This window comes from Actinosynnema pretiosum (assembly GCF_002354875.1).
In the GTDB taxonomy this organism is placed as follows: Bacteria; Actinomycetota; Actinomycetes; order Mycobacteriales; family Pseudonocardiaceae; genus Actinosynnema; species Actinosynnema auranticum.
This window is the reverse complement of the sequence record NZ_CP023445.1, coordinates 1,786,239-1,798,546: the sequence shown is the minus strand read 5'-3', so window position 1 is coordinate 1,798,546 and position 12,308 is coordinate 1,786,239. Positions and strand designations below refer to the sequence as shown.

6 protein-coding genes are annotated in these 12,308 nt (G+C 74.0%); 4 read left to right on the top strand and 2 right to left on the bottom strand.

Translation table 11 applies throughout. The features are described 5' to 3' along the window. Positions 1-69: 69 nt before the first annotated feature. Positions 70-1,035: an SEFIR domain-containing protein gene (locus CNX65_RS08180; RefSeq protein ID WP_096492220.1), complete on the top strand. Its 966-nt coding sequence runs from the start codon at positions 70-72 to the stop codon at positions 1,033-1,035. 58 nt (positions 1,036-1,093) lie between these two features. On the opposite strand, the gene CNX65_RS08175 is transcribed toward CNX65_RS08180, so the two are convergent. Beyond that, positions 1,094-2,092: a hypothetical protein gene (locus tag CNX65_RS08175; RefSeq protein WP_096492219.1), complete on the bottom strand. Its 999-nt coding sequence runs from the start codon at positions 2,090-2,092 to the stop codon at positions 1,094-1,096. 482 nt (positions 2,093-2,574) lie between these two features. Here CNX65_RS08175 and CNX65_RS08170 point away from each other — a divergent pair, with 482 nt between their 5' ends. The 3 genes from CNX65_RS08170 to CNX65_RS08160 all read left to right on the top strand — a co-directional run bounded on the left by CNX65_RS08170 (position 2,575) and on the right by CNX65_RS08160 (position 6,978). Then, entirely contained in the window at positions 2,575-4,806 is a 2,232-nt protein-coding gene (locus CNX65_RS08170) for a helix-turn-helix domain-containing protein (RefSeq protein ID WP_218182099.1), read from the top strand. 169 nt (positions 4,807-4,975) lie between these two features. Further along, complete coding sequence (locus tag CNX65_RS08165; protein ID WP_198320442.1) at positions 4,976-5,758, top strand: alpha/beta hydrolase; 783 nt, start codon at positions 4,976-4,978, stop codon at positions 5,756-5,758. 134 nt (positions 5,759-5,892) lie between these two features. After that, a complete protein-coding gene (locus CNX65_RS08160; RefSeq protein WP_157767542.1) occupies positions 5,893-6,978 on the top strand; it encodes a DUF4034 domain-containing protein in 1,086 nt (361 codons plus the stop codon). A 50-nt stretch (positions 6,979-7,028) separates the two neighbouring features. Here the strand turns inward: CNX65_RS08160 and CNX65_RS08155 are convergent, their stop codons facing one another. Continuing rightward, positions 7,029-12,149 carry an AAA domain-containing protein gene (locus CNX65_RS08155; protein WP_232519750.1) on the bottom strand — a complete coding sequence of 1,707 codons (5,121 nt, stop codon included), beginning with the start codon at positions 12,147-12,149 and terminating at the stop codon, positions 7,029-7,031. Positions 12,150-12,308 lie beyond the last annotated feature (159 nt).

Sequence of the window (12,308 nt, the reverse complement as noted above, 5' to 3'; positions counted from 1 at the left end):
CGGCGGCGCCCGCCTGCACAAGAATTCCCGGCGTCTGGCGGAACCGACCGGCCGAGTTCAGGAGCAGCGATGTCCGACGTCCAGGTACCACGTGTCTTCATCAGCTACGCGCACGACTCGGTCGAGCACAAGCGGGACGTGCTCCAGCTCGCGGAGTACCTGCGCGTCGGCGAGGGTCTGGACGTCTACCTGGACCGGTGGGACGACAACATCCGCCGGGACTGGGCGTTCTGGGCGGAGAAGGAGCTGCTCAGCGCGGACTACACCGTGGTGATCGCCTCCCCCGACTACCGGCGGCGGGCGGCGGGCGAGACGCCGCCCAGCGACGGGCGCGGGGTCAAGTACGAGATCCGGTTCCTCCGGGAGCAGATGACCAGGAACCTGGACGAGGCGACCCGCCGGATCCTGCCGGTGGTGCTGGCCGGTCGGGAGATCGACGACGTGCCCGCGTTCCTGCACCCGTACTCGACCACCCGCTACCACGTGAACAGCGTCGACGCCGAGGGCGTCGCCGAGCTGGTCGCGGCGATCACCGGGATCGGCGAGGTCACCCGGCCCGAGCGCGGGGTGTGGCGGGGCGCGACGTGCACGGCGCCCAGGCCGGGCCAGCAGGTGCTGGCGGGGTTGACCTGGCGGGCGCACAGCCCGGACACCAGCTCGGGCGAGGCGTGGATCGACGGGGTCCGGTACGAGCGGAGCGCGGTCGTGCGGAGGGCCGGGGCGGGTGGTCCGGCGGAGAGCTTCCTGGAGGTGGAGCTCGGCGGGCGCTACCGGCGGTTCCAGGCGGCGGCGGGGGTGCTGGACGGCGCGGCCGAGAAGCACCAGGTCTGCCTGCTGCGGGCGTTCCTGGACGGCGACCTCGCCTGGGAGGGCATGGTCTCCCTCGGCAAGCTGTGCGTGGTGGAGGTGGACGTCACCTGCCGCGAGGTGCTGCGCCTGGAGGCGCAGCGGATCGGCTTCGGCGGGCCCGCCAGGGCGCGGGGCGCGTCGACGGGGGCGCTGGACCTGGCCTGGGGGAACCCGACCCTGATCTGAGCGGCGCCGGGGCGGCCGGCGGCTCGCGCGACCGCCCCGTGCGTCCGGCTCGACCGGGTCAGGAACCGGCGCCCGGCCGTCCGGCGGGCTCGTGCGACCACACCACGCCGTAGGACAGGTTGGGGACCAGCCCGGTGAAGGTGGAGTGCACCTCGCCGTTGGCGTCGGGCTCGATCGACTCCCTGGCCGCCAGCGGGTCCTGCACCTCGAGCGGCAGGACCCCCGCGACCCGCCAGACCCGCTCGGGCACCAGGTTCTCCGGGAACTTGACGCGCAGGTCGAAGTGCTCGCACCGGAGCGCGGGCGTGGACACGTAGAACGGCCACATGGCCCCGCGGCCGGGGAAGGTGAAGCGCAGGAAGACCTCGTGCTCGGACTGCCGGGGCAGCGCGCGCGGGAGCCTGAGCGAGTACCCCCTCCTGGTGCTGGAGCGCCGCACCTCCCCCTGCAGGGTCGCGCCGTGCAGGACGTGGAACTGGAACCCGTCGCCGGGCGGGACGCCCGCCGGGGTGACGGGCACCGACAGGTCGAGGTCGATCCGGTCGATCCGGTCGCGCATCAGGAGCAGGCGGCGCGTCTCGTAGACCTTGGGCCGCTCCTCGTTGAGCACGACCGACGTGCGCAGGCTGGTGAGGCGCCACGGCAGGGCCGCCTCGTCCTCGCAGGTGTCGCCCGGAGCGCTCGGCGGGGCGAGCGCGGCGCGGGCGACCAGGTCCAGGACCTTGTCGATGAACCTGCCCGCTGTCCGGTCGTCCCGCTCCATGCTCGTGGCGAGCATCGTGACGCGCTCCTTGTAGAACCGGGTCGCCGCGCTCTCCGGGGTGAGCCCGTAGACCACCAGGACCGCGTCGCGCTGATCGGGGGCCAGGGCGCCCGCGAGCTCGCGGAGCCGTTCCGCGACCTCCTCCCGCAACCGGTCCGGCCGCGCGTCGACGTCGAGGTCGAACGCGGAGCGCAGTCCGGGGCCGACGCGCGCGGCGAGGTCGGGGGCGTCGAGCCCCCGGCCCTTGCGGAGCGCCTTCAGCTCGGCGACGAGAGCACCAACGTTTTTGATCATGGAATACCTCCCCTTCGCGGGAGGGGAGCCTAGTTGCGCGGGCGCGTCGCCCCCATATATGGCGAACCGTTTCCCAGCGGTGCTGGAAACAGGAAACCACTTCCTCGGCGAACCTCCCGCAGGTGAAGCTTGGCACGTCCAAAACGGAGTGACCGGGGGGCGGAGCCGAACACCCCCGCAATATCGGGAGCGCCACACCGGCGGGAGCCGGGATTCGCCGAACAATGCCGAGGGAACCAGGGGGTTCCTCGGATGGCGGAACGGCGCGCCCCGGTGGCGCGGACGCGGTGGACCGCGAGGCGCTTCCGGTCGCGTGCGACGCGGAGGAGGTGTGGGAACCGTGCACAGCCACGTCATCGAACTCGTGTTCCACCTGTTCACCCTGTTCGGGTAGGCGCGGAGCGGCCGGGCCCCGGAGCGTTCCGGGGCCCGCCCGCGCGGCGGCGAGCCCGTCCCGAACCCGCGCCGGGCAGGATCGGAGCATGGTGGAACAGCAACCGGAATTCGGCGCGGAACTGCGCCGGAAGCGTGAAATCGCAGGCCACTCGCAGAGCGCCTTCGCCCGCCTGATCCACTACAGCAAGGGTTACCTGAGCAAGGTGGAGACCGGCAAGGCGACGGGCAACCGGGAGTTCGCACAAGCGTGCGACAGCGCGCTCGGCGCGGGCGGTTCACTGCTCGCGCTGATGCGCGAGAAGAACAGGCGCCGCGCGCAAGTCGGCGTTCCGGCGCTGCCGGTGTTCGGCCTGCCGAATTCGACCGCGCACTTCACCGGGCGCGAAGCCGAGCTCGCGACCGTGGCCGGGGCGCTCGCGGAGCGCGCGGGCGCGGGCGGCGTCTGCGTGCTCAGCGGCATGGCGGGCGCGGGCAAGACCGCGCTGGCGCTGCGCGCCGCGTGGGAGGCCGCAGGCTCCTTCCCGGACGGGTGCGCGTTCCTCGACCTGCGGTCCCACGACCGCGAGGCGGAGCGCGTGACGGCCCACGACGTGCTCGACCCGCTGCTCAGGCTGCTGGGCGTGCCCGGCGACTCGATCCCGCCGCAGCTGGACGCGCGGGCCAACCTCTACCGCAGCCGCCTGCGCGGCAAGCGGTTCCTGCTGGTGCTCGACAACGCGGTCGACACCGCTCAGGTGCTCCCCCTCATCCCCGCCGAATCGAGGTGCCGAGTGATCATCACCAGTCGCAACCGGCTCAACGCGCTGGACGAGGCGGTGCACGTGCCGATCAGCGCGCTGCCCGCCGACGAGGCCGCGGCCCTGTTCCGCTCCGTCGGCGGCGAGGCCGCCGCGGACGCCGACGCCGAGGTCGTGGCGCGCGTGGTCGAGCGGTGCGGGAGGCTCCCGCTGGCGATCCGGGTGGCCGCGTCCCGCTTCCGCTCGGGGACCGCCGCGCTGGACGAGTTCGAGCGCAGGCTCGCCGACGAGGACTCGCGGTTGGCGGTCCTGGACGACGGGGACCGCAGCGTCGTCACCGCGTTCAGCGTGTCGTACCGGGCGCTGCCGTCCGCGCAGGCGCGGCTGTTCCGGATGCTGGCGCTGCACCCCGGTCGTGAGATCGAGGTCCGCAGCGCGGCGGCCCTCGGCGACGTCGACGTGCGGGAGGCGCGGGGCATCGTCGACCGGCTGGGCGACGCGCACCTGGTCGGGCAGAGCCCGGCGGGCCGCGTCCTGCTGCACGACCTGATGCGCGACTTCGCCCGGTCGCGGCTGCTGCCCGCGGTGCCGACCGAGGAGTGCGCCGCCGCCGTGGCGCGGCTGCTCGACCTGAACCTGCGGCTCGCCCACCGCGCCGACGAGCTGATCAGCCCGCACCGGTACCGCCCGGCGCTGCCCCCGGAGCTCGCGGCGCCGGTCGAGGAGTTCGCGGGCGGGGAGGAGGCGCTGTCCTGGCTGGAGCGGGAGTGGCCCAACCTGGTCGGCCTGTGCGGGCTGGCCTCGGGGCACGGGCTGCACGGGCACTGCTGGCGGCTGGCGCTCGCGCTGCGCGACTTCTTCTTCCGCACCAAGCTGTGGGGCCCGTGGGTGGACACGCACGGGATGGCCGCGGCGTCGGCCCGCGCGGTCGAGGACCGGTGGGCGCTGGCGGCCACCACGCACAACCTGGGCGTGGCGCACCTGGACCGGGGCGAGCCGGGGGTGGCCTCGGAGTGCTTCGAGGAGTCGTTGGAGCTGTTCGGGGAGCTGGGCGACGAGCACGGGTCGACCAACGCCCGGTCGAGCCTGGGGTGGGCCGCGCTGTACGAGGGCGAGCACGAGCGGGCGCTGCGGGAGCTGGGCGCCGCGCTGGTCGCGTACCGGCGGCTCGGCAACGCGCGGAACGCGGCGATCACCCTGCGGGGCGTGGCGCTGGTGGAGGCGGAGTTCGGGCGGTGCGCGGAGGCGGTGCGGCACGCGGAGGAGAGCCGGGGGCAGTTCGTGGCGCTCGGTCTGCCGCTGGACGAGGTGATGTCGGTGAACTGCGCGGCGTGGGCGCGCTTCCTGGACGGCGCGCACGAGGACGCGGCGGCCGGGTACGCGGAGGCGGTCGGGTTGGGCGAGCGGTGCGGCAGCGCCTACGAGGTGGCGCGGGCGTGGACCGGGCTGGGCAACGCGCACAACGCGGAGGGGCGGAGGGACGAGGCCGAGCGGGCGTGGGCGGTGGCGGACGAGTTCCACCCCTCGCTCGACCCGGTCATGGTCGGCGAGGCTCGGGTTCGGGCGTCGGCTCGCGGGTGACCCGGTTGAGCGGGAAAGGCACTTTTCAGTCCTCAATGGACTGTCCACAAAGGATTTTGTGAGCACGTCGCCCGCTCGCGGGTTTGCGACCGAGCCCCGCTCTCCCCTTAACCCCGCCCCCGCGCCGGGTGCACAATCCGGGCACTGTCCCCCCGCAGGAGGAAGTGCCGTGCGACCGCTGGTTCGCGTGCTGGGCGCCGTCGTGGTGAGCGTGCTGCTCACGGGCGCCGCTGCCCAGGCCTCCCCCTCCCCCACCACCGCCCTCTCCTGGGCGCCGTGCCCCGAGCTGCCCGACGTCGAGTGCGGCGTGCTGTCCGTGCCCGTCGACCGGACCGATCCCGGTGACGGCCGGGTCGGGGTGGCGGTGGCTCGGCGGGTGGCGCCGGACCCCGCGCGGCGGATCGGGGTGCTGGTGGTCAACCCCGGTGGGCCCGGCAACTCCGGGGTGGACTTGTTGGACGCGCAGCCGGGAACCGTTGCGGGCGTTGGGGGAGCGCTTGCCGGCGCGGACGTGGTGGCGGAGCCGTTCCCGGCGGTGTTCTGCCAGGACTGGGCGCTGCCGGTGCGCGACTTCCGCGAGCACGCCGCGCTGACCGCGCACGTGCGGCGGGTGGCCCCGAACACGGGTGGCGGGCAGCGCCCCGACCAGCCGATCGGGACGTGCCTGGGGCGGACAACGGAGGTGTCGAACCCGCAGCGCCCGCTGCGGGTCGAGGGCGCGCCGAAGATCCTGGCGCTGAACGGCGCGCACGACCCGGCGACGCCGCTCGCGGGCGCGCTGGAGGTCCGGCGCCAGGCCGGGGACGCGGTGGTGCTGGTCACCTACGGGGGCGCCGGGCACGGGGTGTACCAGCGCAGCGCGTGCACCAGGGGCGTGGCGGACGCGTACCTGCTGGGCGGCGTGGTGCCCGAGGACGGGACGCGGTGCCCGGCGGTGGAACCGGGGGCGTGACGGCCTTCCGCTGGAGCGCAATCCGCTTGATGGGCGGCTGACCGGTGGTGCACACTTCCCCCGCGATCGGCCGCGCCGCCCGTGCGCGCCCCGCCTCACCACCGGTCACCGAACCGTTCAGGAAGAAGCACCCCGTGGTCCTGTCGTTGTTGTTGCACCCCAAGAAGCTCGCGAACACCCTGTGGCTCATGCGGGAGGCGTCGCGGCGCGGCGTCGAGATGGAGGACCTGCCGGACGAGGTGCTCGCGCCCCGGCTGCTGAAGAAGTTCGACGCCACCCCGTGGGGGCTCGTGCCCGACGACCAGGTGACGCGCGAGCCGCTCGCCGACCCCGAGCTGGACCGGGCGGTGGCCGAGGCGACCGAGGGCCGCTGGGAGGCGGGCGCCGAACTGCTGGCCTCGACCAGGGGCCGCTGGGCGCGCCGCGACGAGGTGGTGCGCGCGCTCGCCGGGTGCGCGGCGGCGAACCAGGCTTTTCTGAGGCGCTGGCAGGAGAAGGACGGCTCGAACCCGGACCTGGCCTCGCTGCGCGCGATCGCGCTGGTGCACCTGGCGTGGCAGGCGCGCGGCAGCCGGAGGGCCGCTGAGACCAGCGCCGAGCAGATGGCGGGCTTCCACCGGTTCCTGTTGCAGGCCGACGAGGCGGTGGACGTGGCGGCGGCCCTGGCGCCCGAGGACCCGACGCCGTGGATGACGCGCGTGATGCTCGCCAGGGGCCTGAGCTACGACCACGAGCGGTTCCGCGAGGCGTGGGCGGAGCTGGTGGCCAGGGACCCGCACCACCGGGGCGGGCACGTGCAGGCGCTGCAGTACTGGTGCGCGAAGTGGCACGGGTCGCACGAGCTGATGATGGGGTTCGCCGAGGAGGCGATGCGCGCGCACCCGTCGCTGGCGGTGCTGCCGATGCTGGCGACCGAGGAGCTGCCCGACCGGGAGGACGGCGACGACGACGCGCCGTGGCAGACGCCGGTGGTGCGCGAGGCCCTGGAGGTGCTGCTGCCCCGGCTGGCGGGCGAGGGCAACGCGCCTCGGGCGGTGCGGACGGACCGGGGGTACGCGATCTTCGCGCTGACCGCGAACGGGCGGCACGCGGAGGCGGTGGAGCAGTTCCGGGTCCTGGGCGCGCAGGCCGACGCGGACCCGTGGGCGAGCCGGGAGCACGGGCTGATGGCGTTCTTGCAGCAGCGGGCGGAGGCTTGCGAGCGGGCGGGGAGGCCGTGAGGTTCCGGTGGTGGCGCGGGCGCTGACCGCGCCACCACCGGACCGGCCGGTCACCTCCGGAGGGGTTCGACCGCCTCGAAGCGGCTCTTCACGTTGTCAGTCAGCCGCTTCAGCCCCAGCAGTTCCAGGACCGCGCGACGCAGGGGTTCGCCGTCGGGGGCGCCCTGCGCGGTCGCGTGGGCCATCAGGGCCAGCAGTTCACTCGGCGGCACCTCCTCCAGAGCGCGGGGGCCGAGGTGGCGGAGGCGCACCTCCGGCTGGTCCGGCAGCCGGTAGGTGCGTGCCTTGAGGCCGGTTTCGGCCAGCGGGTTGTCCTCCACCAGCAGTCCTTCGCGGACCGCCTGCGCGACCGCCTTGTTCAGCTCGCTGGCCACCTGCTTCGTGACCCTGATCGCGCCCGACGCCCGGACGTAGGCGGTGTGCAGCCTGCTGCCCAGCACCGGGCCCTCCTGGGCCACGACGCGCACCAGGCCGTCGATCAGGTCGCGCTTGCCCGCCTCACCCAGCGGGACGACGACGCCGGTGAACGGGTCGTACCGCGCGAGCAGCGCGTCCTGCGCGCGAGGCTCGACCGGGACGGCGATCACCATCGGAGCGGGCAGCGGCTCGACCACGACCGGCCCGACGGGCTCGGTGTGGACGACCGCAGGCTCGACCACCTCAGGCGCGACGACCACCGGGGCGACGACCGGAGGTTCGACAACCGCAGGCTCGGCAGCCACCAGCCCGGCAGCCACCGGCTCCACCGCCGCCACACCCCCCGACGGGTCCTCCTCCCCCGACCCCCACCCCGACGGGTGGATGTCCAACTCCTGCAACGCGTTCCACAACCGCGCCAGCACCGCGGGCCGGTCGGCGTAGAACTCCGACTCGCGGATGCGGAAGAACCGCCACCCGCACCGCTCCAGGTCGCGCTGCCGCGCCATGTCCCGCTCGTAGGCGTCGGGCCCGTGCCACGCGTCCCCGTCGCACTCGACCGCCAGCCGAGCCTTGCGCCCCACCACGACCAGGTCGATCCGGTACCCCTCGGCCGGGAACTGCGGGACGACGCTGTGCCCCCGGTCCACCAGCCGGTTGAACACCCGCTGCTCGAACAGCGAGTCGAACGGCTCGACCCGCTCGTCCTCCGGCACCAGCGCGCGCCGTGCGCCGTCCTCGTCCTCACCCCGCCGCGCCACCGAGTAGCAGTAGTCCAGCAGCTGGAACCGCATGTCCTCGGAGTTGTGCAGGTCGCTCAGCCGCAGCGAGTGGAACACCCACATCTGGTCCTTGGCGCGCGACGCCGCCACGTTGTAGCGCTGGACGTACTCGTCCTTGGTCTGCGCCACGACCCGGCCACCGGGCTCGTCGGACCTGGCCTTGACCATCGACAGGAACATGACGTCCCGCTCGGAGCCCTGGAAGTCGGCGGAGTCGCCGCACCTCAGGTCCCGCGCCTTCCACTCCTCCGGCGCGACGCGCTCCATCAGCCGCTTCTCGATCGCCTTGGCCTGGGTGGCGCCCAGCAGCGACACCACGCCGAAGGTCAGCCCGTCGTAGCGCGGGTCGGCGATGCACTTCTCGATCTGGTCGACGATCGCGTCGGCCTCGACCGGGTTGTAGCGGTAGGAGTCCGAGCCCCGCTCGTGCCCGTCAGCCAGGAACACCGGCTTGACCGGCTCCAACCGGTCGGCCCCGTACTGGCGCACCGGCACCAGCCGCACCCCGTCGGGTTCGTAGGCGATCCGGTTGGAGAAGCCGATGATCTCCGGGACGCAGCGGCGGTGCTCGACGAGCGTGATCATGCCCTCGAAGCGCATCTTGGCCTCGTCGAACAGGCTGCGCTTCGGGTCCTGCCAGGAGGCGCGGTACGGGTCGTCCCACAGGTACTGCTCGGCGAGGTCGCGCAGCTGCTGCTGGTCGGCGCCGACGGCGGACGGCGAGACCTGGCGGTCGTCACCGATGATCACGATCTTGGGCGCGAGGTACTGCAGGAAGGTGGCCTCCAGCCCGGCCTGCGACGCCTCGTCCACGATGACGACGTCGAACATGTCCGGTCGGACCCGGAACTGCTCGGCGATCCGGTAGACGGGCATGATCCACACCGGCACGGCGGGGCGGCAGCGCTCCATCGCCGCCCTGATCTCGGCCCTGCGCTGGGCCGCGTAGGCGCCGGTCCCCTTGCCGAGCCGCTTGACCAGCTGCGCGTACTGCTGCAGGTCGGCACGGGCCTTGCCGGACAGCCGGTCCGGCGACACGGCGTGCCCCCAGGCCCGTTCGGCGGCCAGCTGCTCGACCCTGTCGCGCACCGCCTGGTCGACGCGCAGCACCTCGGCCTGCAGCGCGTTGACGTCCTCGGCGCCGCGCTCGAGGACCCAGCGCCGCGCCACGGCCCAGTTCCACGCCTCGTCCCACCCGGCCAGCCGTTCCACCCACGCCGGGTCGCCGGGATCGGCGATGACCGCCGCGAGCACCCTGGGCACCTCGCGGTCGAGCACCGCCGCGATCCCGTCCCGGACGTGGACCGCCAGGGCGACCTCCGCCAGCCTCGCCAGCCTGCGGTGGGCCCCGGCGTACCCCTCGTGGTCGCGGTCCTGGGCGGCGCGGGCCAGGTCGCGCGCGCACGGCGCGGCGTCCGCCCACCGCGCCACCTCGTCGGCGGTCCGCGCGACCTCCTGCAGCGGCACGGTCGCGGCGGTGCGCGCGTCGAAGGCCGCGGCGGCGTCGACCAGCCGCGCGTAGGTCTGGACCGCTTCGAGGTCCGTCCAGTTGGGACGGGGCAGGCCCAGGCCTGCGAGGCCGCGCTCCTCGGTCTCAAGCTCGTGCCCCAGCGCCAGAACGCGGTGCAGCTGCGCCAGTTCGGTCACGTGCCACTGCAGCCGCTCGCCCAGGGTGTCCTCGACGGGGACCTGCACCGAGTCCGGCCACGCCCGGTCCAGCGCGCCCAGCACCTTGCACGCCTCGGCCCAGCACAGGAAGGCGTCCAACTGCTCGACCGAGGTCGGTGGCACGCCGTTGACGCGCACCGCCTGGAACAGCGGCTGGGCCTGCTTGACCGGCTTCGGCGCGAGGACGCCCGCCTTGGGCGAGCCGTCCGGGTTGGTCTTGAGCTTGCCGCCCTCGGCGACGTGCGCGCGCAACGACCCGGCGAGCGCGACGAGCGCGCCCAGCTCCCCCTCGCGGACCTCGACCTCGGTGAGCGGGCCGAGCCGGCCGACCAGCGGGGTGGCGCGGTCGACGAGCTGGGCGACCTGGTGGCCGCGCGAGCGCCAAGGGGTGGCGCGGCCCGCGAGCACGTCGGCCAGCGCGCCGTCCATCCACTGCTCGCGGCGCCGGGACAGGTCCTCGGCCTCGCGCGCGAACCCGTTGAGCCGCTGGCGGAGCACCTCCCTGGTGGCCGGTTCGAGGCCGCGCACGGCGTCGAAGGCGGAGTGCCCGGCCAGGGCGCTGTGCCCCTCCTCGGCGGAGATGGCCCGGCGCTCGGCGGCCACCAGCGCGGCGAACTCCTCGGGGGTGGGCACGTCGGCGAGCGGCAGCAGCCGGAGCCGCGACTCGGGTTCGTCGGCGTTCAGCGCTTCGTCGAGCAGGAGGGCGTGCCACCGCGCGACGTCTCCCCCGGCCACCGGGGAGGGGGCCGTGCCGTCGACCTCGATCAGGTCGGTGATCCAGCCGAAGCGGCCCCGGTCGTGCTCGACGTGCCGCGCGAGGGCCGCGAGGGTGCCCCGGTGGCCGCCGACCTCGTGCTCGACGACCTCCTGGCCGCGCGCGTCCACCAGCCGCCGGTGCAGTTCGGCGCGGTCGCGCCGCAACCCGTCGATCGCCGCGAGGTAATCGTCGACGGTGCGGCGCGCGCCCTCGTGGTCGTACTCGCCCGAGACCTGGCTGATCCGCTCGACGGCGACTTTGAGGTCGGTCAGGTCCGAGCGGGAGGAGCCGACCACGGAGACGGCCAGCGGTGCGATGGAGGCGGGCAGCTTGGCCCTGACCTCCTTGAGGGCGCGGTCGGTGTGCGCGGTGACCAGCACGCGCTTGCCCTGCGCGAGCAGGTGGGACAGCAGCGCGGCGACGGTGTGGGTCTTGCCCGTTCCCGGCGGGCCCTGAACGAGGGTCTGCGCTTTGGCGTCGACCTGGGCCAGGACGCGCAGCTGCCGGTCGTTGACGGGCAGGGGCAGGAAGGGCTCCTCGTCGAGCTGGACGAGGGCGCCCGGCTGGGGCGAGCGCTCGGCGGCGGGCCGGTGGTCCGGGTCGACCAGCGGGAGCAGCCCGTCCGGGACCGCGCCGGAGTCGGTGAGCTGCCTGGCGACGTCGTCGAGGATGTCCACGATCCCCTGGCGGGAGCGCTTGCGCAGGATCAGGGCGGGGGCGAACGCCGCCACGGCGTGCCGGGTCGCGGGCTGCTTGCCGTCCAGGTCGCCGTGGTAGGCGGCGTCGCCGTCGAGGGCGTGCACGAGCCTGCGCAGCACACCGCCGAGGGAGTCCCGGTGCAGCGCGGAGGAGTGGACCTCGCGGGCCTCGGCCTTGATCTGCACGACGTGGGCGGGGTTCGCGATGAGGCCGGGGGCGAGCATGTCCAGCTCGACGGTGACGCCCTCTGCGGCCTCGGCCTGGTGCAGGGAGAGGGTGCCGCTGAGGTCGTCGAGCTGGACGGTGGCGGGCACGGTGACCAGGTGCCGCTGGACGGCGTGGTGGCCGGGCGGCGCCCACGACAGGCAGCCGACGCCGATGACCAGTTCGAGCTCCTCGGCGTGCCCCGTCGCGGTGACGTAGGCGTGGAAGAGCTCGTTGTAGGCGTCGCGGGCGGGCTTGTCCGCCCTCTCCTCCTCGGCCCAGGTGGTCCAGCGCTCCAGCCAGGCGGTGTGCGACTCGCGGATCTCCGGCACGTCGTCGAGCGCGACGCGCTGCTCGCCCTCACCGAGGGACTCGCGCAGGCGGGGCGCGTCGCCGGGCTCGTCCCAGTCGCCGTCGAGCCAGGGGCTCAGCGCGGCTCCGGGCTCCGGCGGGTCCTGGTGGAGGACCCGGTCGATCTCCAGCAACGTCCGACCGGGCTCGGGCGCGACGTCGAGGTGCGCGGACCGGACCGACGGGTGGTCCGGCAGGTCGCCGAACCACAGGGTCAGCTGGTAGCCGTTGGTGGTGCGGACCGGGTTCGACTTGAGCTGCTGGCTCCGAGCGAGGAACTCGAAAAGCCGCACCGCGCGATCCACCGCGGTGCCCCGCTCATTCGAAGCAGCACCGTTGTCAACCACTTCCCGCCCCCTGCCATTCGGTCCAACCGGAACACGATGACCATCGCCGGAAGCGGGCCCGGCGATACAGCCGAATCCTCACTGTTACAAAACCAAGAACAACCC